Origin of the sequence: Microbacterium sp. EST19A (genome assembly GCF_019969685.1) — a bacterium.
Taxonomy (GTDB): domain Bacteria; phylum Actinomycetota; class Actinomycetes; order Actinomycetales; family Microbacteriaceae; genus Microbacterium.
Genome location: NZ_JAHXYZ010000004.1, coordinates 177,701 through 201,107, shown reverse-complemented (window position 1 = coordinate 201,107; position 23,407 = coordinate 177,701). Strand labels below are relative to the sequence as shown.

The following is a 23,407-nucleotide window of genomic DNA, read 5'->3' as shown; positions in this document are numbered from 1 at the left end:
GGTCAGGCGTGATGCGGTTCGCAGTCGGACTGCTCGGCCGGCTCGATCTGGAACGTCGAGTGCTCGACGTCGAAGTGATCCGCGAGGCACGCCTGCATCTCGGAGAGCAGCGCCGCGGAACGTCCGTCGGCGAGCAGCACCGGATCGACGCTGACGTGGGCCGAGAACACCGGGGCACCGCGGGTGAGCTGCCAGACATGCACATCGTGTACCCCAGTGACGCCTTCGTAGGCGAGCAGGTGGGTGCGGATCTCGCTGACCGCGGTGCCCTTCGGCGCGGACTCGGCGAGCACCGAGAAGACCTCGCGCAGCAGGGAGATCGCCCGCGGTATGATCATCGCCGCGATCAGCAGCGAGGCTAGGGCATCCGCCGGCATCCATCCGGTGGTCAGGATGATCACGGCAGCCACGATGACCGCGGCCGAACCGATCAGGTCGCCCATGACCTCGAGGTACGCGCCGCGTACGTTGATGCTGGTGCGCTGCGCACGGCTCAGCAGCCACATCGAGATCGCGTTCGCGATCAGACCCACGACGGCGACGACGAGCATGAGTCCGCCCGCCACCTCGACATCGCCGGGGTTCAGCAGGCGCCCGATGCCCTCGACGGCGACCCACGCGGCCAGGGCGATCAGGATCACGGCGTTGATCAGCGCACCGAAGACCTCGGCCCGCTGGTAGCCGAACGTGCGCCGGTCATCGGCCGGGCGTGCCGCGACGGATGCCGCGATGAGCGCGATCACCAATGCCGAGGCGTCGGTGAACATATGGGCAGCGTCGGCGAGCAGCGCGAGGGAGCCGGTGAGGATCGCTCCGACCACTTGAACGATCATCACCGTCGCCGTCAGCGACAGCGAGATCGCGAGGAGGCGTCTGCTGCTCGCCGAGCGGATGCCGCCGGCGGCGGGTGCGTGATCGTGCATGCCCCCAGGCTAGACCGGGTGTGAGGGCACGAAGGGCGGATTCTCCTAGTCGGGAAGGGTAACGAGAACCAGTCTCAGCAGTGCAGCCGTCCCGCTCAGAGCTGTGCGAGCAGCGGCACCAGTTCGGCGAACGCGCGCGCGCGATGGGACTGCGACTGCTTCTCCGCCGCGGTGAAGTCGCCCACCGTCCGTTCCTGCCCTTCGGGCTGACCGTCGGGGACGAAGATCGGGTCGTAGCCGAAGCCTCCTCCACCGGACGCGGCGTGTGCGAGCCGTCCCGGCCACAGACCTTCCACCACCTCCTCGCGACCGTCCGGCGTGACCAGTGCGATCGTCGATGTGAAGTGCGCGGAGCGGTGCGGGTCGGCGACGTCGCGCAGCTGATCGAGCAGCAGTTCCAGATTCGCCGTGGCATCCTTCTTCTGGCCCGCCCAGTACGCCGAGAAGACGCCCGGCGATCCGCCCAGCACGTCGACGCAGATGCCCGAGTCATCGGCCAGCGCCGCGAGCCCCGTGTGCGCTGCCGCCGCCCGCGCCTTGATGAGCGCGTTCTCGGTGAAGGTGACGCCGTCTTCGACCGGTTCCGGACCGTCGTAGCCGACGATCTCGAGATCGGGGCGCGTCTCGGCGACGATCTGCTGGAACTCCGAGACCTTGTGCGGGTTGTGCGTCGCGAGGACGACCTTCATCGTCATGCGTCCGAGGCAGCGGCGAGGGCCGCGAGCTGGTGGCCCTTCAGATCGGCGCAGCCGGAGAGACCGAGCTCGAGAAGAGCATCGAGTTCGCGCTTGTCGAAGGGTGCGCCCTCCGCGGTGCCCTGCACCTCGACGAACAGTCCGCGGCCGGTCACGACGACGTTCATGTCGGTCTCCGCGCGGACATCCTCGACATATGCCAGATCGAGCATGGGCTCGCCGTCGATGATGCCGACGGACACGGCGGCGACGGAATCGACCAGCGGCGTGGAGTTCTTGCCGATGAACTTCTTGTCGCGCCCCCACTCGATCGCATCCGCGAGGGCGACGTAGGCACCCGTGATCGCGGCCGTGCGGGTGCCGCCGTCGGCCTGCAGCACGTCGCAGTCGATGACGATCGTGTTCTCGCCGAGCGCCTTGGTGTCGACGACCGCGCGCAGGGCACGGCCGATGAGTCGGGAGATCTCGTGCGTGCGTCCGCCGATGCGGCCCTTCACGCTCTCGCGATCGTTGCGGCTGTTCGTGGCCCGCGGCAGCATCGAGTATTCCGCCGTGACCCATCCCTTGCCCTTACCGGTGAGCCACCGCGGGACGCCGTTGGTGAAGGATGCGGTGCACAGCACCTTCGTGCCGCCGAAGCTGATCAAGGCGGAACCCTCGGCGTGCGCACTCCAGCCGCGCTCGATCGTGATCTCGCGCAGCTGGTCGGTGGAGCGGCCGTCGGCCCGGACGATATCGGTCATGTGCTTCTTTCGGGTGGGGGTGATCGAATCGGCTCAGTGCGACTCGGAGACGGACTCGGGAAGAGTGATCACGCCGGTCTGCACCAGCTGCACATCACGGACCTCGCGGCCCATCAGCCGGTTCGCCAGTGCGGTGAAGTCGTCGGCGGACGCACCCGTCGCCTCGTAGACGTAGGTCGAAGCCGCGTCCGCCGAGGCCAGCAGATCATCGCGGACCAGCTGGCGGTAGACATCGCCGGCCGTCTCGTCGTCGCTGGAGACGAGCGTGACGCCCTCGCCCATGACGTAGCTGATCGCGCCACGCAGGAACGGATAGTGCGTGCAGCCCAGCACGAGGGTGTCGACATCGGCATCCCGCAGCGGAGCGAGATACTCCTCGGCCACGGCGAGCACCTCGGGCGTGCCGGTGATCCCGGCCTCGACGAACTCGACGAAACGCGGGCAGGCCGCCGTGAAGACCTGGAGGCGCTCGTTCACCTCGAGCATGTCCTGGTAGGCGCGGGAGCCGATCGTACCGACGGTGCCGATCACGCCCACGCGGCCGTTGCGCGTCGTCGACACGGCACGGCGCACAGCCGGGCCGATCACCTCGACGACGGGGATGTCGTAGCGCTCGCGCGCGTCCCGGAGCATGGCCGCTGATGCCGTGTTGCAGGCGATCACGAGCATCTTCACGCCCTGATCGACGAGCGTGTCGAGCACCTCGAGCGCGTAGCGGCGCACATCCGCGATGGGCTTCGGGCCGTACGGCGAGTGCGCCGTGTCGCCGATGTACACGAACGATTCACGGGGCAGCTGGGCGCGGATGGCCCTGGCCACCGTGAGCCCGCCGACACCGGAGTCGAAGATTCCGATCGGCGCGTCGTTCATGACTCCCCAGCCTACCGGGCCTCACTATGCTGAGCGCATGACCACGTCGACGGCGCTGCTCACCGATCGTTATGAGCTCACGATGCTCGCGGCTTCGCTCCGAGACGGGACGGCCTTCCGGCCGAGCGTCTTCGAGCTGTTCTCCCGACGCCTGTCCGGCGGCCGCCGGTTCGGCGTGGTGGCCGGCACCGGGCGCCTGCTCGGACTGCTGCGCGAATTCCGCTTCGGTGACGAGGAGCTGCGGTTCCTGCGCGACGGCGACATCGTGGATGCCGACACGCTGAAATACCTCGAGGCCTACCGTTTCACCGGATCGATCAGCGGGTACCGCGAAGGCGAGCTCTACTTCCCCGGCTCGCCGATCCTGACCGTCGAGGGCACGTTCGCCGACGCCGTGATCCTCGAGACGCTCGCCCTCAGCGTCCTCAACCACGACTCCGCTGTCGCGACGGCCGCCGCGCGGATGAGCATCGCCGCCGGTGAGCGTCCCCTGGCCGAGATGGGCTCACGTCGCGCCGCCGAGCGCTCCGCCGTCGCCGCGGCACGCGCGGCGTACATCGCCGGCTTCGGCGCGACGAGCAACCTGGAGGCCGGGCGCAGCTGGGGCATCCCCACGATGGGTACGGCCGCGCACTCCTGGACGCTCCTGCACGATTCCGAGGAGGATGCCTTCCGCGCCCAGGTCGAGAGCATGGGCACCGGCACGACGCTCCTCGTCGACACGTACGACATCCGCACCGGTGTCGAGACGGCGATCCGCATCGCCGGCACGGAGCTGGGCGGGGTGCGCATCGACTCGGGCGACCTGCCCATCGTGGCCGGAGAGGTGCGCGCGCAGCTCGACGAGCTCGGCGCCACCGGCACCCGCATCACGGTGACCAGCGACCTCGACGAGTACGCGATCGCCGCCCTCGCGGCCTCCCCCGTCGACGCCTACGGCGTCGGGACCTCCGTCGTGACGGGGTCGGGCTATCCGACCGCGAGCATGGTCTACAAGCTCGTCGCCAGACAGGACGACAGCGGTGCGTGGATCGGGGTCGCGAAGGCCTCGGCCGACAAGGCGTCGTACGGCGGACGCAAGGCCGCCTTCCGCACGCTCACCGACGGCGTCGCCTCCGCCGAGACGGTCGTCGTCTCCGACGGATTCGAAGAGCTCGACACTCCTTCGGAGCACCCGGACGGACGTCCGCTCCAGGTCACCTTCGTCGAGGCCGGCGAGATCGACACGGCGCACGAAGGGTCGGCGGGAACGGCATCCGCTCGCGCGCATCACCTTCGCGTGCGCGAGGAGCTGCCGGTGCGGGCGCTCGCGCTCAGCAAGTCGGACCCGGCGATCCCGACGGTCTACGTCGAAGCGGACTGAGGTCGGTCAGCCGACCATCGACTCGTAGATCTCCTTGCACGTGGGGCAGATGGGGAACTTCTCCGGGTCGCGACCCGGCGTCCACTTCTTGCCGCACAGGGCGCGCACCGGCTTCCCGGTGATCGCCGACTCGAGGATCTTGTCCTTCTTCACATAATGCGAGAAGCGCTCATGGTCGCCCGGTTCGAGATTCTCCTCGCGGAGGAGCTCTTCCAGTTCGCGATCAAGCGTTGCCACGCCGCCCTGATCGGGGCTGTCCAGCGGAGTACTCATCCCGTGAGTCTAGCCTCGTCGGTGCGCTGGCGGGCGGTCGTCACGCGGTCTCGACGAACTCCATCAGCCGTTCTCCGCTGCGTTCGAAGATGCGTCCGCCGATGACCGCGCCGAGCCAGAGCACCACGAGTCCCGACAGGAGCCCGACCCAGAATGCGGCGGGTGCGTACGAGGGACCGCCGATGATCGTGGCAGCGAACAGCCAGCCCGCCGGCAGGCTCAGCACGATCGCTCCGAGCAGAGCGGCGGCCGGACCGTAGGTGCCCCGCGACGTCGGGCGCTGCGGCTGCTGGAAAGGACTGTCCCCGGGGCGCGACACCGCATACGGCGCGACGACCGAGACGATGCTCGAGATGCCGAGTGCCGAGAACAGCAGGCTCGCGGCGAGGCCCGTCAGCGGCAGCAGCAGTCGCCAGTCGCCGATCAGCAGGAGCGTGAGCGGCACGGCGATCGCGAGCACCGGGATCGCCACCAGCAGCACCGGCACGAGTCGGCCGAGGCGATCGGGAAGACCCCGGATGCCGCTCGCCACGTGCGTCCACAGCGCCGTCGAGTCGTAGGCGACGTCGTTGTGCGGCAACCAGCCGAAGAACAGCGCCATGACCGGCACGGGAACGAGTGCGGCGATCTCGAGCGGCACTCCGGCCACGATGAGCGGCAGCACCGTCAGCACACCTGCCACCGGCACCACGATGATGTTCATGATGTAGCGGCGGTCGCGCAGCCAGTAGACGAGGCTCCGCGAGGCGATCGCTCCGAAGGCGTTCGACGGCAGCAGTCCGAACCAGCCTAGGCCGGTCCGCTCCCGTGCGGCGACCGGACGCTCCGTGGTCGTGAGCAGACGGCGCACGAGCCAGGCCCACAGGGCTCCCAGCAGTACGGCCGTGCCGACCGCGACGATGCCGCTGATCCACGCCATCGTGGTCTCATCCGCGGCGATCGAGAAGAGGAACCCCGGTGCCGCGGCGAGCGGCGTGAAGCCGAACGCCGAGGTCAGCGAGGCCAGCGACGCGGGGACATGTCCGTCCCAGCGCAGGGAGGCGAAGAACACGGCCACGGGGAAGGCGATCACGAGGATGGCCAGGGCGAACAGAGCCGTCAGCTCCCGAGAACGGCGCTCCGGCAGGAGGAGAGCGTTGACGGCCATGCCGACGCGCGCCATGAGCACGGTCGTCAGCACGCCGATGATCGTCATGAGCACGGCCAGTGGCCACGGCGCTCCGAGCTGGATGGCCACGATGCAGACGCTGATGTAGACCGCGAGAAGGGCGAGGCTCGGAACGCTGACGAACGCGGCCAGGATGAGCACCCAGGGCATCTGCCGCTCGTCGACGCCGAACACGGCGAACCGCCGCGGATCGAGCTGGTCGACGGCGCCGACGAGGATCGGCCCGACGAGGAATCCGAGGAGCAGCGCCGCACCGCCCAGGACGGTGACCGCGCGGGCGACCGGCACCGGAGCGCCGGCGAGGCTGAAGACGGCGAGGCAGACGACGACGGTGACGGCGACGACGGCCAGGAACGTGACGATCGACCGTACCCGACGTTCGCCGCGCAGGGACCCGATCAGCAGCGCGAGCCTCAGTCGGAGAACGTGTGCAGCCACTCGAGCCCCTCCACCTCACCGCTGGATCCTGCGAGCTCGACGAATCGCGCCTCGAGGGTCTGACCCGCGCGCACGTCGTCGATCGTGCCCTCGGCGAGCACCTCACCGCCGACGATGATCGCGACCCGGGAGCAGACCCGCTCGACGAGATCCATGCCGTGGCTCGAGAGGATCACGGTGCCGCCGTGCGAGACGTACGCGCGGAGGATGTCGAGGATGACCGCGGACGACACCGGGTCGACGGACTCGAACGGCTCGTCGAGCACCAGGACCCGCGGAGAGTGGATCATCGCTCCCGCGAGCATGATCTTCTTCGTCATACCGGCCGAGTAGTCGGAGACCACGCGGCTCAGGGCATCGCCGAGGTCGAACGCGCGGGCGAGGTCGGCGGCCCGCTTCTCGATGACGTCAGCGGCCAGCCCGCGCAGCAGACCGTAGTAGTAGAGGAGTTGTCGTCCGGTGAGCCGGTCGAAGGTGCGGAGCCGGTCGGGCAGCACTCCCATCACCCGCTTCGCCGCGAGAGGCTGCTTCGCCTGGTCGATGCCGCAGATCACCACGCTGCCCTCGTCGGGACGCAGGAGCCCCGCGACGATCGAGAGGGTGGTGGTCTTGCCGGCACCGTTCGGACCGACGATCCCGTAGAAGGAGCCGGCGGGCACGGTGAGGTTGATCCGGTCGACGGCACGGTTGTCGCCGAACTGCTTGACGAGACCGCGGATGCTGATGGCCTCGGTCGCCGCGACACCGCCGACCTCGGGCGCGGGCGCGGATGCGGAGCCGTCGGATGCCGAGTCCGGTCCGGGCACGACGACATCGGGCGCATCGATGACCGCCTCGTCCTGCGCCGCCTCCTCGGAAGCGGGCTCCTCCACGGATGCTTCCTCCACGACGGGCTCCTCGACGACGGGCTCCTCGACGACGGGCTCCTCGACGACAGGCTCCTCCACGACGGGCTCGTCGACTGCAGGCTCCTCCATCGCGGTCTCGGGGGTGGCGGGCTCCGTGAGGAGGGGCTCCTGGACGGCCACGTCCTCGGCAGCCGTCGGCGGAGAGAGGACGGGCTCCTGCAGAGCGGCGGCCTCCGCGGCGGCCTTCTCTTCAGCAGCCTTCTCGGCGGCAGCGGCCTTCGCCGCAGCCGTCTTCGCCGCGGCGGCCCGCGCTGCCGCGGCCTTCGCGGAGGTCGAGCGCGCCGACGCGGTGCGCGCCGTCGTCTTCGCGGCTGCTGACTTCGCCGCCGCAGACTTCGCCGCGGCGGTCTTTGATGCTGCGGCCTTCCCGGCGACGGGCTTCGAGGCCGAGGTCTTCGCGGCCGTGGTCTTCGCCGAAGCCGCCCGCGCCGCAGCCGTCGCGGGCTTCGTCGACTTCGCGGCCGCCGCGCGGGAGGCGGCGTTCTTCGCTGCCGCGGTCCGCGCTGCCGCGGCCGTCCGGGCGGTGGAGCCGGAGCCGGTCGGCGCGTCGATCACCATCTTCACGGTCGGCTCGATCACGACCTCTCCGGTCGGTGCCGCGGTATCGGCGGAAGCCTTCGCCGGCGTGCGCGCGGTGGTCTTCTTCGCCGCCGGGGTGCGCTTCGCCGGAGCTTTCCTGGCAGCGGGGCGGCCCGTCGAGCTCTGCTTCGGCGCGGGCGTGCGCGCCGAAGTCGCCTTCTGGGGCGGGGTCTGGGAATCGTCCACCTGGTCGGTGCGGTCGTCAGGGGAAGGAGTCACCGTCCTACGGTATCAATGGGTTGCCCCCAGCCAAGGGCGTGGCGAAACAATCTGCGCGCGGATCTCGAAGATTCCGCGCACATCCCGCCCGATCCTCTACCCTGAGTATTCAGTGTGTACTCGGTCACGAAATGACAACGGGGCCATCGATCCCCGGGCCTTCCCAGGCGGAATCGATACCATGAACGCGGCACGATGAGGTGTCTGGCCGGTGAACCGGCCGTGAACACAACTTCCCCTTAGGAGCACTCGTGACTCTTCAAACCGTCATTCTCGCAGCAGGTATGGGCTCACGCCTGGGCCGCGCGCTGCCGAAGCCGCTGACCGAGCTGAGCGACGGCCGCACGATCATGCGCCAGCAGCACGACAACATCCGGGCCGCCTTCGGTTCCGACGCGCGCATCACCACGGTGGTGGGCTACCGCGCCGAGACCATCATCGAGGCGTTCCCCACCGTCAACTACGTCCACAACGAGCGCTACGACGAGACCAACACCTCGAAGAGCCTGCTCCGCGCCCTCGCCGCCACCGGCAAGAACGGCGTGCTGTGGATGAACGGCGACGTCGTCTTCGACCCGATGATCCTCGGCCGCGCGGCCGCGTACATCGAGCGCGACCAGTCCTTCGTCACCGTCAACACCTCCAAGGTGAGCGACGAAGAAGTGAAGTACACGGTCACCGCCGAAGGCTTCATCGACGAGCTGTCCAAGACCGTCAAGGGCGGGCTCGGCGAGGCTGTCGGCATCAACTACATCTCCTCGTCGAACAAGAAGGCGTTCATGCGTCAGCTGCAGCGCGTCGAGGACCAGGACTACTTCGAGCGCGGCCTCGAGCTCGCGATCGCCGAAGACGGCCTGCTGCTCGAGCCGATGGACGTGTCCGACCTGTACGCGGTCGAGGTCGACTTCGCGGAAGACCTCGAGCGGGCGAACCTGTTCGTCTGATCCTCTCCCACGAAAGCCCGGCCCCGTCAAGGGTGCCGGGCTTTCGGCGTTTTCGCGGACGGACTTCGTAGGATCAGGCCATGGCCCCCAAGGTGCACAAGATCCACTCCCTCCCGGACGACTCCCCCTGGGACAAGGGCGTTCCCCCGACGGGGTCGCCGGAGCATCCGATGATGGTGCGCGGACTCGACCGCGTGCTGTCCATCCAGCGACCGCTCGTGCTCGCCCACATCCGCAGCATCCGGCTTCGCAATCCGCACGCGACTCCCGCGGAGATCATCCGCATCCTCGAGCGGCGCTACCTCGCGGCCGTGACGACGGGCGGTGCGGCCGTCGGCGCGACCGCCGTCGTCCCCGGGATCGGTACGGGCATCACGCTCGCGCTGTCGGGCGTCGAGACCGTCGGCTTCGTGGAATCGACGGCTCTGTTCGCGCAGTCCGTCGCCGAGGTCCACGGCATCGCGATCGCCAACCCCGATCGCGCACGTGCCCTGGTGATGACCCTGATGCTGGGCAAGGAGGGCGTCGACCTGGTCGGGCAGCTCGCCGGTCAGGTCGCCGGGCGCGGCGGAAGCCGATCCTCCTATTGGGGCGAGCTCGTGACCAAGTCGCTCCCCCGTGCGGCCGTCGGCCCCCTGGTCGACCGGCTCAAGAGCATGTTCGTCAAGCAGTTCGCGGCGAAGGGCGGTGCGTCGGTCATCGGGAAGGCGCTTCCGTTCGGCATCGGAGCGGCGGTCGGCGGGGCCGGCAACCACATCCTCGGACGACGCGTGCTGACGACATCGCACAAGGCCTTCGGTGCCGCGCCGGTGCACCTGCCGCTCGAACTCGAGCCCGTCGAGGGTGCGGAGAAGCTGGAGCTGCGGATGCTGCGCGGCGCGCGGTTCGCCGGGAGCGCCGTCGCGGGAGCCGCCGGCACGGCCGCGCGGGGAGTCGGCTGGGCCGGGCGAAAGGTCGGCGAGGTGACCACGCGGCGCAGCCACAGCGACCCCGCGGAACTCACCGAAGGCGACGGTGACGACCACCTGTCGGGCGGGCACGACCTCTCCGGCATCGCCCCGCCGTCCGACGCGCCGAAGAGCTGACCGTCGCCCCACGGCACTCAGGAGACCGCCAAAGGATCAGCCGCCCCGTTGTGCCGAGCATCCAACGGATCGGTCATGCCCGACGCTAGGGTGGAATCCGTGACGGACAAGCCCGACCTCTATACCACCGCCGGCAAGATCGCGGATCTGCGCGCTCGCTACACCGAGGCCGTCGTCGACGCCGAGGTCAAGGCGAAGGAGAAGCAGCACGCCAAGGGCAAGATGACCGCCCGCGAGCGCATCGAACTCCTCGTCGACCCGGGGAGTTTCGTCGAGTTCGACGAGTACGTGCGTCACCGCACGACCGCCTTCGGCATGGACCGCTCGCGCCCCTACGGCGACTCGGTCGTCACGGGTGTCGGCACGATCCACGGCCGCACGGTCGCCGTCTACTCGCAGGACTTCTCCACGTTCGGCGGCTCGCTCGGCGAGGTCGCCGGCGAGAAGATCATCAAGGTCATGGAGTTCGCCCTCGCCGGCGGCATGCCGTGCATCGGCATCCTCGACTCCGGCGGCGCGCGCATCCAGGAGGGCGTCGTCGCCCTCGGCAAGTACGGCGAGATCTTCCGCCTGAACACCCGGGCCTCCGGTGTGATCCCGCAGATCTCCATCATCATGGGCCCGGCCGCCGGCGGCGCCGTGTACTCCCCCGCGCTCACCGACTTCGTCATCATGGTCGACAAGACCAGCCAGATGTTCGTCACCGGCCCCGACGTGATCAAGACCGTCACCGGCGAGGACGTCGGCATGGAGGAGCTCGGCGGGGCGTACACCCACAACACCCGCTCCGGAGTGGCGCACTACCTGGCCGAGGACGAGGACGACGCGATCGACTACGCGCGCACCCTGCTCGGCTTCCTTCCCGACAACAACATGGCGGAGCAGCCGACGTACGAAAGCGCTTTCGAGTTCGAGACGACGGATGCCGACCGCACGCTGAACACGATCGTCCCCGATTCCGCCAACCAGCCCTATGACATCAAGACGGTCATCGAGCACGTCGTCGATCAGGGCGACTTCCTCGAGGTGCAGCCGCTGTTCGCACCGAACATCGTGATCGGCTTCGGCCGGATCGAGGGGCGCTCGGTCGGCATCATCGCGAACCAGCCGTCGCAGATGGCCGGCACGCTGAACATCCAGGCCGGAGAGAAGGCGAGCCGGTTCGTGCGCTTCTGCGACGCGTTCTCGATCCCGATCGTCACCCTGGTCGACGTGCCCGGCTACCTCCCGGGCACCGACCAGGAGTGGGAGGGCGTCATCCGCCGCGGCGCAAAGCTGCTCTACGCCTATGCCGAGGCCACCGTTCCCCTCGTCACCGTCATCCTCCGCAAGGCCTACGGCGGCGCCTACATCGTGATGGGCTCGAAGCAGCTCGGCGCCGACATCAACCTCGCCTGGCCCACGGCCGAGATCGCCGTCATGGGCGGCCAGGGCGCGGTCAACATCCTGTACCGCGGCGAGATCAAGAAGGCGGAAGAGGCCGGCGAAGACGTCGCGGCCGTTCGCACGCGCCTCGCCAACGAGTACACGTACGACGTGGCCTCGCCTTTCCTCGCGGCGGAGCGCGGCGAGCTCGACGGCATCATCGAGCCGGCGAACACCCGCGTGTCGATCGCCAAGGCGCTGCGCTCCCTGCGCGGCAAGCGGGCGGAGCTGCCCCCGAAGAAGCACGGGAACATCCCGCTGTGACCGATCCGACCGCTTCCCCCGCGTCACCGGATGAATTGCCGCTGACCCTCGAGATCACGCGCGGTACGGCGAACGAAGAAGAGCTGGCTGCGCTCATCGCCGTGATCACCGACGCGTATGCGACGGAATCGGCCGATGCCGTGGCCGACGACCCGGTCGTGTCGGCGTGGACGCAGACACAGCGCCCGCTGCGCAGACCGCTCCGACGCGACATCCCCTGGGGACGCTTCTCCGGCTGAGCGGGAAGCGCGCGGCGCTTCCCTACCCTGCGGCGGGGATCGACGCGGGGCTGCGGAACCGGAGTGTCACGAGCTGGAAGGCTCGAAGCTCGAGGTCGACGTCCCTGCCCTCGACAGCCCGGACGACCGACGCATGGATCTGCCGCTCGAGGAGATCCGTCTCGACGACCGTGTCGAAGTCGAAGGCGGTCGCGAGGTGCGCCGTCGCCCTGCCGCCGTGCGCCTCGTACAGTCGCACGATCACGTCTCCGCTGCGATCCTCGGCGAGTTTGACCGCTTCGACGACCACGGCGTCGGAGGAGACGGAGAGCAGCGGCTCCACCGGTCCCGCTCCCGAGAGCGCGCGCACCGGCAGATTCAGCCGGTAGCCCTCGCGGACGGCATCCGCGATGGTCGCATCCGGCCGAACGCTCACCGTGAACGTGTGCTCGCCCTGGTCCGCTTCCGGATCGGGGAACAGCGGCGCACGGAGCAGAGAGAGCCGCACGGTCGTCGCCGTTCCTCCGCCGGCACTCGGAGAGCGCGTGATGTCGTGGCCGTAGGTCGCGTCGTTCGCGACGGCGACGCCGAAGCCGGGTTCGCCCACGTGCACCCAGCGATGCGCCACGGTCTCGAATCGTGCGGCATCCCACGATGTGTTCACATGCGTCGGACGATGCACGTGACCGAACTGGATCTCCGACGTCGCACGATCGGTGTGCACGTCGAGAGGGAAGGCGAGCTTCAGGAGCTTCTGCCGCTCGTGCCAGTCGACCATCGTCTCGATGTCGAGCGCGCGCCCGTCGGGCGCGAGCGTGAGAGCCTGCGTGATCCGTGAACCCCCCAGCGCACGGACCACGCAGACGATTGCCGCCGAGGGATGCGGGACGATGTCGATCGACACCACGTCCGTCACGTCGACGACGTGACGGCGGTAGTGCTCGTCGATGTCCCAGGCATCCCATCGGCTGGGCGTGTCGCGGTGCAGCTGGAGCAGGTTCCCCCGCTCCCCCGCCGCGATCGCGTTCCTCCCGGTCGCGCGGGTGACGAGTGACGTCACCAGACCTGCGTCGTCGATCGAGACCGTGAGGTGCTCGTTCTCCAACACGAAGCCGTTCGTCGTCCGCGCGACCGACGCAGGGGACCCCGAACCCTGCACGACGGCGATCCCCATCGCCGCCGTTCCCTCTCTGGCGTAGGGCCCGGCGTCGGCGACCAGTTCGGTGTCTCCCGAACCCGCCACGACGGCCAGCGCCCCCGCGATCATGTGCTCCGTCGAGGCGAGCACCTCGGCGTAGCGTCTTTCCGCCTCCCGGTGCACCCACGCGATGGAGCTTCCCGGAAGGATGTCGTGGAACTGCTGCAGCAGCACGGTCTCCCATGCGGCGTCCAGCTCTGCGTACGGGTAGGGCGCACCGCGCAGAGCGGCGGCCGTCGCCCAGAACTCCGCTTCGCGCAGGGCGTGCTCGCTGCGCCGGTTGCCCCGTTTCGTGCGGGACTGCGACGTGTAGGTCCCGCGGTGGAACTCGAGGTACATCTCGCCCGCCCACACCGGGGGCACCGGATACTCCGCTTCGGCCGCTTCGAAGAAGCTCTGCGGCGTCGACAGCGTCACGGTCGGCGAGCCCTCGAGCGACCGCACCCGCGCCGCCGCGGCGATCATCTCCCTGGTGGGCCCGCCGCCGCCGTCGCCGTAGCCGAACGGCACGAGCGAGGTGTTCGCGGCGCCCTTCTCGGCGTACTGCCGCTCCGCCCTGGCCAGCTCGTCACCGGTGAGCTGCGCGTTGTACGTGTCGACCGGCGGGAAGTGCGTGAAGATCCGGGTGCCGTCGATGCCCTCCCAGAGGAAGGTGTGGTGCGGCATGACGTTCGTTTCGTTCCACGACATCTTCTGCGTCAGCATCCACCGCGATCCGGCCGCGCGCGCGATCTGCGGCAGCGCCGCGGAGTAGCCGAAGGAATCCGGCAGCCAGACGTCCAGGGGTTCCACTCCGAACTCCTCGAGGAAGAACCTCTTGCCCCTCACGAACTGTCTCGCCAGCGCCTCGCCGCCGGGCATGTTGGTGTCGGACTCGACCCACATGCCTCCGGCCGGCACGAAGCGCCCTTCCGCGACGGCCCCGCGCATCCGCTCGAACAGCTCCGGCTGGAACTGCTTCATCCAGGCGTACTGCTGCGCCGAGGAGGCGGCGAAGGCGAAGTCGGGGTCCTCCCGCTGCAGGGCCAGCACGTTCGAGAACGTCCTCGCGACCTTGCGCTGCGTCTCACGGACGGGCCACAGCCACGCCGAGTCGATATGCGCGTGCCCGACCGCGTGCAGGACGTGCGCGGAGGCGGATGCCGGCCGCGAGAGCACACCGGCGAGCTCGGCCCGGGCGTCGGCGGCAGTGCCGGCGACGTCGTCCGGGTCGGTCGCGTCGACCATGCGCTCGAGGGCGCGGAGGATCTCCGCGCGTCGCGGCGAATCGGTCGAGAGCGCCCCCATGAGCCCCCGCAGCGCGGCGACGTCCTGGATCAGCTCCCAGACGGTGACGTCGAGGATGCCGACATCGGCCTGGCGGAGCACGTAGCGCGGGTCGTCACCCGCCGAGTCCCACTCGCCGAGCGGGGTCGGCGCGAACGTCCACCCCTCCGCGACATCCGGGTTCGCCGCCGCCTCCAGATAGAGATCGATCGGCTCCCCCGCAGCGCCGTCCAGCGGGACGTACGCGTTCCGCGGCTCGACCGCCTTCACGATCGATCCGTCCGGGCGGTAGACCGTTCCCTCGGCCTGGAAGCCGGGCTCGGCCGTGTTGAATCCGAGATCGAAGACCAGCTCGGCGCGCTGCCCTGCCTCGACCTCCGGGACGACCCCGGTCACGTGCAGCCACATCGTGCTCCACGCACGACCCCAGGGCGTGCCGACCTCGAAGGGGGCGAAGGACTGCCCCACGGCTTCGTCGAAAGGGACGGGCTCGCCGGGTGCGGTCCACGATCGGAGCGTCAGCGGCTCTGTACGCGCGTAGACGGCGGGGAGGAGGCGCTCCTGCACGAAGCGCTGGATGCGCGCTTCGACGAGGGACGAGTTGTCGTGCATCGGTGGTCCGATCGCTGGGGGCTCACAGATAGTACATCGATTGGAGTTATCCCTGTCAAGACCCGCTCAATGCTCCAGCAGCAGATCCGTCGTCCGCGGTGTCAGCACCGAGTCCAGGACGACGCAGGCGGCGCCCACCGCGCCCACATCCACGCCGACGACCGTGCCGGCGACGGGCAGCGTCCGCACCGCCCGGGTGGCGCTCAGCCGCTCCAGACGCCCGGGGATCTCCTTCAGATACGCGTCGGCGAGGCGTGACCAGAACGGTCCGCCGAGCACGACGCGATCCACGTCGAGCATGTTCGTGAGCACGGCGGTGAGCACGGCGAGGTGGCCTGCCGATGCCCGCAGAACTCGCGCTGCCGGCGCGTCGCCGGCAGCGGCGCGCTCGCACAGCTGCGTCAGCCGCGCCTCCACGGCTTCGACGTCGTTGACCTCACGATCGTCGGGGAACACCCCGGCGTGCTCGGCCTGTTCGACGATCGCCTGCGGGGTGCACATCACCTCGACGCAGCCGCGCGATCCGCACAGGCACGCAGGGCCGTCAGGATCGACCACGATGTGCCCGATCTCGCCGAGGTTCTGCGTGCTGCCGCGCACGACATCCCCGTCCCTCGCCAGAGCCGCGCCGATCCCGGTCCCGAGGTACACGAACACGAACGAGTCGTCGGAAGAGCCGGGGCGGGTCCAGAGCTCCCCCACCGCCGCCGCGGTCGTGTCCTTCTCGAGGGTGACGGGGAATCCGGTCGCCTCCGCGAGCACGGCTCGGAGGGGCACCCGATGCCATCCGAGCAGCTTCGGCGGATCGATCACCGTGCCCTTGTCGGCATCCAGCGGTCCTGGGGCCGCCACGCCGACTCCGGCGATGCGCGAACGGTCCACGCCGGCCGCCGAGATGAGCGTCTCGATCGTGGTCGCCATCGCCTCGACGATCTGGCGCGGATCCATCTTCGGAGTGCGCACGCCCATGCGCCGTACGATCGTGCCCGAGAGATCCAGGAGCACGAAGGTCATGACCGCGGGATCGAGGTGGACGCCGACGGAGAAGCGGCTCTCCGAGATGAGGCGCAGCGTCACTCTCGGCTTGCCCGGACCGTTGATGGTCCGCCCCGCCTCCCGGATGAATCCGTCATCGAGGAGCCGGCGCGTGATGTTCGTGACGGTCTGGGCGGAGAGCCCCGTCGCCTCGACGAGCTCGATCCTGCTCAATCCCTCACCGGATCGCCGGATGGCCTCCAGTATCACCGACTGGTTGAAGTCGCCCATCCGCGGGAGATTGGTGCCGCGACGCGTTCCCATCGTCCAATGATCCCCCATCGGCGGAAAATCCGTGTCCCCCAAAATACCTACAGACAAGCTCTTGACGACCCATCAGACTGAGGGAGACGCTTCGCGTTCGGCTGGTCTCTCTGTCCCAGGGTAGACAGACGCTGATCGGCCACTCGCGGACGGTTTTCGGGTAACTGTCCGCATGGCGAGGGGCAGGCGGCATCGCCGCCGCCCCTCGCCCACTCTTCGTCAGACCTCGGCTGCCTCGCGAAGGATCTCGTGCCAGAGCTCGACGGAGTCGTCGTCGCCCGAGGAGCGGGTGCCGGCACGCCCGACCACGGTCACCGCCACGCGCGGGTCTTTCGCCGAACGGATGATGATCCGCCGTGCGTCGGCGTTCGCCAGGGTCACGGCGAGTTCATCCCGGATCTCCACGCGCCGGTGCTCGTCCACGCCGTCGAGACCGCCCTCGTCGAAGACGGTGACCACGACACCGCGCCGCCGCGCGGCCTCGATCACGTCGCGCACGGCATCGTTGAGCAGGTCGGCGCCGCGCAGCTCGTCGCGCAGCCGCCCTTCCGCGAGCCTCGCCTCGAGCTGCTCCTGCTCGTCGAGGGCCCCGCGTGACGCCACCACACGACTCAGCACGGGTCCGGCCACGGCGAGCGCGAACTGCGTGCGCAGGCGTCGCTCGCGCTGGCGAACGAGCTGCGTCGCATGCCAGGCGGAGACCGCCTGCTGGATCTCGGCCAGTCGCTCGGTGTCGCGGACGGCCCGGTCCCAGAACATCACGAGCAGCTGCGCGATGAGCACCCACATGATCGATCCGACGAGCCCGAGGTTCAGCGAGACCCCCATCCCCAGATAGGCGGAGGAGGTCGCGATGAGCAGCGCCACGATGAGCCACCCGATCAACGAGCGGCGCCGCACGACGCACACGACACCGAGCAGACCCAGCCCGCCGATGTACCAGGTGGCGAACGGCTCGGTGCGGTCGGCCGCATCGAGCGACAGCGTGACCAGCACCGGGATCAGCGCGCTGGACACCGCGGCCAGCACGGCCGCCCACAGCGGCATGCGCACCGTCGCCGAATCCCCCAGGATCGCGATGTTCACGACCACGAGGTAGAGCCCGATGGCGAGCACCATGAGCAGAGGTGCGGTCGGCTGCTCGATCCACCACACGCCGCGCGCCACGAAGTACAGGGCGAAGCCGACGGCGAGTGAGGTGGCGACGCTGCGCACGGTGCGGTTCACGAGCGCTCCCAGCCGAGGGTCACGATCGTGCCGTGCTCGCCGGAGTCGATGCCTGCCGTACCCGCGACGCCCGCCATCCGGGCGAAGATCGAGGCGCGGATGCCGAGACGATCGGCGCCGATCTCGTCGATGTCGAAACCGGGACCGGTGTCCGAGATCGTGACACGGATGCCCTCGTCGCCGTGGCCCTCGGCGATGATGTGCAGGCCCCGGCCGTTGGCATGCGCCACGGCGTTGCCGATCGCCTGGCGGGCGGCGAGCACCAGGGCCCGCGCAGCACGTCCGGGGATGAGTCCGATGCCGCCGCGCTCTTCGACGATCGCGTCGGCGCCGAGCTCCGAGAGCGATCGGCGGAGCTCGACGACGATCTGCGCGGTCCCGACGGGCTCGTCGCTCCCCTCCTGTGCGACGGCTCCTTCGGTGTTGGCGAGGCGGGTGAGCGCCTCACGGGCCATCGCGACGGCGAGTTCACGCGCCCGCTCGCCTTCCGCGCGCTCTCCGGCGATGAGGGCGGCGAGCACGCTGTCGTGCATCAGCGCGGACATCGCCACCCGCTCCTCCTCGGCCGCGGCCGCAGCGGCCGCGGAGGCGTACGACGCGACGGCCTGGCCCCGGGCCTCGTCCACACCCGCGGCGACCGAGCGGAACATCCAGCCGAGCGAGATGATGATCACACCGAGGATGAGCGTGAACGACACGTCGAACGCCGTCGTCACCCAGAACTCGCGCGAGAACTCTCCCTGCACCAGCCGCACGTATCCGTAGACGAACGGCATCCCGACGGCCCAGGCGAACTGGATGCGCACGGGGAACGCGAGCATGGCCGCGACGACCCCGACGTTCACCAGGAAGAAGATCCACGGCTGATCGCCGGCGGCATTGTCGAAGGGGTCCACGACGAGCGGCCACGCCGCGAGGGCGAGCGCATAGGCGATGGCGAACACGCCGGAGGCGACGCGGACGGCCCGTCCGATCACGCAGGCGAGGAGCATCGCGGTCAGCGGAGCGAAGACGACGACGACCGTCGTCACGTGCGGAACGTCGGCGAAGGACATCGTGCCGACGGCGGCGATCAGCGCCTGGGCCCCCAGTGCTGCAGACCCGATCGCGACGACGATCGCGAGGATCCGCTCCATGCGCTTGCCCGTGAAGCGCTCGAACTCCGTCTCCGCCGCGCCGGGAGAAGGGATCTTGCTCCAGGCGTCGCGGATGCTGAGCGGGTCAACGGGCACTCGCGGCCCCGTCGGCGGCGACGATGCCGTCCTCCATGGCCCGGCGGAGGAGGTCCACCTTGGTCGGGGCGGGGCGGCCCACCTCGACGTACTTCACCCGGATCCGGGTGATGTTCTCCTTCGCCGTCGAGTACGCGACGCCCAGACGCTCGGCGACGGCCTTGAGCGGCAGACCCGTCGCGTACAGGCGGAGCACCTCGCGTTCACGCGACGACAGCTGCGCATCGGCGAAGGCCCGGTCGCCGTCGACCGCGCTCGCCCACTCGACGTTGTTCAGCGCCTCCCCCTGCGCGACCGTGCGGATCGCGTCGAGCACGTCGTCGAGGGCGGAGGACTTGCTGACCACCCCGGCGGCACCTGCGGAGAGCGCTTCGCGCACGGCGGCGGGGCGGTCGGCGACGCTGTGGATCACCACGCTCGCGCCGTCGCTCACCAGTGACCGCACGTTCTCGGTCACCGTCGTGCCGTCACCCAGAGTGAGGTCGAGCACCACGACATCGGACGGGGCTGCGCCGGTCGCGCGGCGCCACTCGAGGTACGAGCTGACGGTGCTTCCGGAGAACACCACCGTCTGCCCGTCGCGCGCGCAGGCGGCCTCGAGACCGAGGCGAACGGACTCGTGATCGTCGATGAGTGCGACCGTGCTCATCCGCCCAGCCTAGTGAGTCCGGGAAGCGCCCCTGCCAGCGCGCTCACCGGGTGAGCAGCGCGACGACCTCGAAATGGTGCGAATGCGGGAACAGATCGAAGCCGCGGAGGCGGTCGACGTTCCACCCGAGGGAGCGGAATGTTCCGAGGTCACGGGCGAGCGCGACCGGGTCGCAGGCGACGTAGGCGATCGCTTCGGGCGCGAGGGCGTGCACCGCGTCGACCACCTGACGTCCCGCTCCCGCACGCGGCGGGTCGAGGATGACGGCTCCGGTGCGACCGGCCCCCTTGCGGGATGAGAGGAAGGCGTCGACGCGTGCGGTCACCGCGTTGACGGCGAGCGGGGCGAGGTTCGCGGCCGCGTGCTCGGTGGCGCGGGCGCTCGACTCGACCGTGACGATGTCCGTACCGCCGAGGTCGGCGAGGGTCGCGGCGAACAGTCCGACGCCGCCGTACAGGTCGTAGTGCGTCTTCTCGTCGTCGACATGGCCGTCGAGGATGCCGTACACGGCGGCGTCGAGCACCGATGCCGCTCGCGGGTGCACCTGCCAGAACCCCGTGGAATCGACCTCGAAGCGCCGGTCACCGATGACCTCCTGGATCACCTCAGGGGTGGGGCGGCGCCGGAAGCCGCGTGCGACGCGGGCGGGGCGCTCCGTCTCCTCCCGCCGGATGATGCGCACCTTCCCGTCGGCGGGTTCGACGAGCTCGATGCGCCCCGGCGCCTCGCCCTGCAGCGCGAGCGCGGCCTCGGCGATCGCCGGACGCGAGAGCGGGTACGAGGTGACGGGGATGACGCGGTGGCTGCGAGCCGCGAACGGCCCCACCTCTCCGGCCTCATCGACGTGCAGGGTGACGCGGGTGCGCCATCCGGTGCCGTCTCCGGACTCCACGGCCTCGATCTCCGGGGCGACGAGCCCCTCGCCGGCGAAGCGGTCCAGGGCTTCGGTGAGCACCTGGCGCTTCAGCGTGCGCTGGCGATCGAGAGCGATGTGGCCGAGGTCGGCACCGCCCGGACGGTCGACCGGATCGCGGGACACATCGGCCTCGGCCCAGATATGCGGTCGGCGATGCTCGGATGCGTCGAGCACCTCGATCGTCTCCGCCCGCCAGAAGCTGCGCGTCGAGGCATCCGCACCCTCCTGCGGGGCGATGAGCCGCGCACGCACGCGCTCCCCGGGGATCGCGTCCGACACGAACACGACCCGCCCTTCGTGGCGGGCGATGAACGTGCCACCGTGCGCGATCCCGGTGATGTCGAGTTCGAGCACGTCGGCTGGGGAGGAAGTCATCCTTCGAGGATACGGTGGTGAACATGCGCGTCTGCCTCGCCTCCACGTCTCCCGCCCGACTGATGCTGCTGCGACAGGCGGGGATCGAGCCCCTCACGCTCTCCCCCGACGTCGATGAGGACGCCGTCGCCGCCGCGTCCGCCGAGGACCGGGGCACGGAACTCCTCCCCGGAGAGCTCGTGCTGCTGCTCGCCCGGGCCAAGGCCGCCGACGTCGCGCGGCGGCTGGCCGACGAGGGCGAGTTCGACGGCCTCGTCATCGGCGGAGACTCGATGTTCGCGCTCGGCGGTCGCGTCTACGGCAAGCCGTACACGCCCGAGGAGGCGACCCGCCGCTGGCGCGAGATGCGCGGCGCCACCGGCGTCCTGCATTCCGGGCACTCCGTGTTCCGCGTCTCCCCCGGCGTCGCTCCCCTCGAGGCGACCGCGGTCGCCTCGGCATCCGTCACCTTCGCCGACGACATCTCCGACGCGGAGATCGCCGCGTACGTCGCATCCGGGGAGCCGCTCCACGTGGCCGGCGCCTTCACCGTCGACAGCCTCGGGGGCGCGTTCATCACACGTGTGGACGGCGACCCGTCCACGGTCGTCGGCATGTCCCTGTCGGCGATCCGCCGTCTGGCCGGCGAGCTCGGCGTCCGCTGGACGGACCTCTGGTCGTAGACTCCCCTCCACGTTTCCGCCACTTTCTTGTGGAGGGTCGTCAAATGGATCGAGAGGCTACTCGCTAGGCTGGCAACCATGCCTGCTATCGCCAAGGTGCTCATCGCCAACCGCGGCGAGATCGCCGTACGCATCATCCGCGCCGCCCGAGACTCCGGAATCGCCTCGGTCGCCGTCTACGCCGACCAGGACAGGGACGCCCTGCACGCGCGGCTCGCCGACGAGGCCTACGCCCTCGGCGGCGCCACCAGCGCCGAGACGTACCTCCAGATCGAGAAGATCCTCTCCGTGGCCCGTCGGGCCGGGGCGGATGCCGTGCACCCCGGCTACGGCTTCCTCGCCGAGAACGCCGAGTTCGCCCGCGCCGTGATCGATGCGGGCATGATCTGGATCGGCCCGTCGCCCGAGGCCATCGAGGCTCTCGGCGACAAGGTCACCGCCCGCCACGTCGCCGAGAAGGTCGGCGCACCGCTGGCTCCCGGCACGCCCGGTCCGGTCGAGACGGCCGACGAGGTCATCGCGTTCGCGAAGGAGTTCGGCCTGCCGATCGCCATCAAAGCGGCCTACGGCGGCGGCGGACGCGGCCTCAAAGTCGCCCGCGAGCTCGACGAGGTCGCCGAGCTGTTCGAGTCGGCCACGCGTGAGGCGGTCGCCGCCTTCGGGCGCGGAGAGTGCTTCGTCGAGAAGTACCTCGACAAGCCCCGCCACGTGGAGACCCAGTGCCTGGCGGATGCCCAGGGCAACGTCGTCGTCATCTCGACGCGCGACTGCTCGCTGCAGCGCCGCCACCAGAAGCTGGTCGAGGAGGCGCCCGCGCCGTTCCTCACCACCGAGCAGAACGACCTGCTCTACTCGGCATCCAAGGCCATCCTGAAAGAGGTCGGCTATGTGGGCGCCGGCACCTGCGAGTTCCTGATCGGCGCCGACGGTACGGTCTCATTCCTCGAGGTCAACACCCGCCTGCAGGTCGAGCACCCCGTGTCGGAAGAGGTCACCGGCATCGACCTGGTGCGCGAGCAGTTCCGCATCGCTGCGGGCGGCACCATCGACTACGACGACCCGACGCCGCAGGGCCACTCGATCGAGTTCCGCATCAACGGCGAGGACCCGGGTCGCGGGTTCCTCCCCCAGCCCGGACCGATCCACGTCTTCAAGACGTTCGGCGGTCCCGGCATCCGCCTCGACTCGGGCGTCACCGCCGGCGACTCGGTCTCCGGCGCGTTCGACTCGCTGCTGGCGAAGATCATCGTGACCGGCAAGGACCGCGCGGAGGCGCTGGAGCGCTCGCGACGCGCCCTCGACGAGTTCGAGGTCGCCGGCATGCCGACCGTGCTCCCCTTCCACCGCAAGGTCGTGCGCGACCCCGCCTTCACGGCGGAGAACGGCGAGTTCGGCATCTTCACGCGCTGGATCGAGACCGAGTTCGAGAACGACATCCCCCCGTGGGACGGCGAGCTCGAGTCCCCGGAGTCGGGCACCTCGCGGCACACGGTCGTCGTCGAGGTCGCGGGCAAGCGCCTCGAGGTGAGCCTTCCGGATCGCATCGCCGTCGCCGCCGGCACGGCCGGACGCCCCGCAGCCGTGCCGCCGTCGCGCCGCAGCCACGCCACCGTCGCGAACGCCGGAGCCTCGGGCGACGCGGTGAAGTCGCCCATGCAGGCGACGATCGTCAAGATCGCGGTCGAGGACGGCCAGCAGGTCGTCAAGGGCGATCTCGTCGTCGTCCTGGAGGCGATGAAGATGGAGCAGCCGCTGCAGGCGCACAAGGACGGTGTCGTGGGCAACATCAACGCGGATGCCGGGTCGACCGTCTCCGCCGGCCACCAGCTGCTCACGATCAGCTGACGAACGGACAC

General features: G+C 69.8%; 20 protein-coding genes. 7 read left to right on the top strand and 13 right to left on the bottom strand.

The features are described from left to right. Window positions 1-2 precede the first annotated feature (2 nt). From LC452_RS19920 to murI, 4 genes are all read right to left on the bottom strand, one after another. Entirely contained in the window at window positions 3-923 is a 921-nt protein-coding gene (locus LC452_RS19920; protein WP_223628488.1) for a cation diffusion facilitator family transporter, read from the bottom strand. Between the two features lie 95 nt (window positions 924-1,018). Beyond that, window positions 1,019-1,618: an RdgB/HAM1 family non-canonical purine NTP pyrophosphatase gene (gene rdgB, locus LC452_RS19915; protein WP_223628487.1), complete on the bottom strand. Its 600-nt coding sequence runs from the start codon at window positions 1,616-1,618 to the stop codon at window positions 1,019-1,021. Beyond that, window positions 1,615-2,361 (bottom strand): ribonuclease PH, encoded by a 747-nt coding sequence (gene rph, locus LC452_RS19910; protein ID WP_223628485.1) that lies wholly within the window; start codon window positions 2,359-2,361, stop codon window positions 1,615-1,617. Before rph ends, rdgB begins: the two co-directional genes overlap by 4 nt. A gap of 33 nt (window positions 2,362-2,394) precedes the next feature. Beyond that, window positions 2,395-3,231: a glutamate racemase gene (murI, locus tag LC452_RS19905; protein ID WP_223628484.1), complete on the bottom strand. Its 837-nt coding sequence runs from the start codon at window positions 3,229-3,231 to the stop codon at window positions 2,395-2,397. Between the two features lie 37 nt (window positions 3,232-3,268). On the opposite strand from murI, the gene LC452_RS19900 reads away from it, so the two are divergent. Then, a complete protein-coding gene (locus tag LC452_RS19900) occupies window positions 3,269-4,594 on the top strand; it encodes a nicotinate phosphoribosyltransferase (RefSeq protein ID WP_223628483.1) in 1,326 nt (441 codons plus the stop codon). Window positions 4,595-4,600: 6 nt separating this feature from the next. Here LC452_RS19900 and LC452_RS19895 read toward each other — a convergent pair whose 3' ends face one another. Genes LC452_RS19895 through LC452_RS22150 form a run of 3 tightly spaced genes read right to left on the bottom strand, consistent with a single transcriptional unit; the run spans window position 4,601 to window position 8,179 of the window. Then, the gene (locus tag LC452_RS19895) at window positions 4,601-4,867 is read right to left on the bottom strand and encodes a DUF3039 domain-containing protein (RefSeq protein ID WP_028503536.1); all 267 of its coding nucleotides are present in this window, start codon (window positions 4,865-4,867) and stop codon (window positions 4,601-4,603) included. A 40-nt stretch (window positions 4,868-4,907) separates the two neighbouring features. After that, on the bottom strand, window positions 4,908-6,473 hold the full coding sequence (locus LC452_RS19890) for a hypothetical protein (protein ID WP_223628481.1): 1,566 nt from the start codon (window positions 6,471-6,473) through the stop codon (window positions 4,908-4,910). Beyond that, a complete protein-coding gene (locus tag LC452_RS22150; RefSeq protein ID WP_308116488.1) occupies window positions 6,449-8,179 on the bottom strand; it encodes an ATP-binding cassette domain-containing protein in 1,731 nt (576 codons plus the stop codon). Before LC452_RS22150 ends, LC452_RS19890 begins: the two co-directional genes overlap by 25 nt. 251 nt (window positions 8,180-8,430) lie before the next feature. Here LC452_RS22150 and LC452_RS19880 point away from each other — a divergent pair, with 251 nt between their 5' ends. From LC452_RS19880 to LC452_RS19865, 4 genes are all read left to right on the top strand, one after another. Continuing rightward, window positions 8,431-9,123: an NTP transferase domain-containing protein gene (locus LC452_RS19880; RefSeq protein ID WP_223628479.1), complete on the top strand. Its 693-nt coding sequence runs from the start codon at window positions 8,431-8,433 to the stop codon at window positions 9,121-9,123. 80 nt (window positions 9,124-9,203) lie between these two features. Beyond that, window positions 9,204-10,208, top strand: a complete 1,005-nt coding sequence (locus LC452_RS19875; RefSeq protein WP_223628478.1) for a hypothetical protein — start codon at window positions 9,204-9,206, stop codon at window positions 10,206-10,208. Between the two features lie 75 nt (window positions 10,209-10,283). Continuing rightward, a complete protein-coding gene (locus LC452_RS19870) occupies window positions 10,284-11,897 on the top strand; it encodes an acyl-CoA carboxylase subunit beta (RefSeq protein ID WP_223628476.1) in 1,614 nt (537 codons plus the stop codon). Next, on the top strand, window positions 11,894-12,136 hold the full coding sequence (locus LC452_RS19865; RefSeq protein WP_223628474.1) for an acyl-CoA carboxylase subunit epsilon: 243 nt from the start codon (window positions 11,894-11,896) through the stop codon (window positions 12,134-12,136). Before LC452_RS19870 ends, LC452_RS19865 begins: the two co-directional genes overlap by 4 nt. Window positions 12,137-12,158: 22 nt before the next feature. Here LC452_RS19865 and LC452_RS19860 read toward each other — a convergent pair whose 3' ends face one another. The 6 genes from LC452_RS19860 to LC452_RS19835 form a co-directional block, all read right to left on the bottom strand. Continuing rightward, window positions 12,159-15,191: a glycoside hydrolase family 38 C-terminal domain-containing protein gene (locus tag LC452_RS19860; RefSeq protein WP_223628473.1), complete on the bottom strand. Its 3,033-nt coding sequence runs from the start codon at window positions 15,189-15,191 to the stop codon at window positions 12,159-12,161. 66 nt (window positions 15,192-15,257) lie between these two features. Next, entirely contained in the window at window positions 15,258-16,457 is a 1,200-nt protein-coding gene (locus LC452_RS19855) for an ROK family transcriptional regulator (RefSeq protein WP_223628584.1), read from the bottom strand. A 252-nt stretch (window positions 16,458-16,709) separates the two neighbouring features. Further along, window positions 16,710-17,717, bottom strand: a complete 1,008-nt coding sequence (locus LC452_RS19850) for a hypothetical protein (protein ID WP_223628471.1) — start codon at window positions 17,715-17,717, stop codon at window positions 16,710-16,712. Further along, complete coding sequence (locus tag LC452_RS19845; protein ID WP_223628469.1) at window positions 17,714-18,949, bottom strand: ATP-binding protein; 1,236 nt, start codon at window positions 18,947-18,949, stop codon at window positions 17,714-17,716. The genes LC452_RS19850 and LC452_RS19845 overlap by 4 nt, the downstream gene beginning before the upstream one ends. Beyond that, window positions 18,939-19,598: a response regulator transcription factor gene (locus LC452_RS19840; protein WP_223628468.1), complete on the bottom strand. Its 660-nt coding sequence runs from the start codon at window positions 19,596-19,598 to the stop codon at window positions 18,939-18,941. Before LC452_RS19840 ends, LC452_RS19845 begins: the two co-directional genes overlap by 11 nt. 43 nt (window positions 19,599-19,641) lie before the next feature. Then, complete coding sequence (locus LC452_RS19835) at window positions 19,642-20,889, bottom strand: class I SAM-dependent RNA methyltransferase (RefSeq protein ID WP_223628466.1); 1,248 nt, start codon at window positions 20,887-20,889, stop codon at window positions 19,642-19,644. A gap of 23 nt (window positions 20,890-20,912) precedes the next feature. Here LC452_RS19835 and LC452_RS19830 point away from each other — a divergent pair, with 23 nt between their 5' ends. Continuing rightward, entirely contained in the window at window positions 20,913-21,551 is a 639-nt protein-coding gene (locus LC452_RS19830; RefSeq protein WP_223628582.1) for a nucleoside triphosphate pyrophosphatase, read from the top strand. 78 nt (window positions 21,552-21,629) lie between these two features. Beyond that, window positions 21,630-23,396: a biotin carboxylase N-terminal domain-containing protein gene (locus tag LC452_RS19825; protein ID WP_223628465.1), complete on the top strand. Its 1,767-nt coding sequence runs from the start codon at window positions 21,630-21,632 to the stop codon at window positions 23,394-23,396. Window positions 23,397-23,407 lie beyond the last annotated feature (11 nt).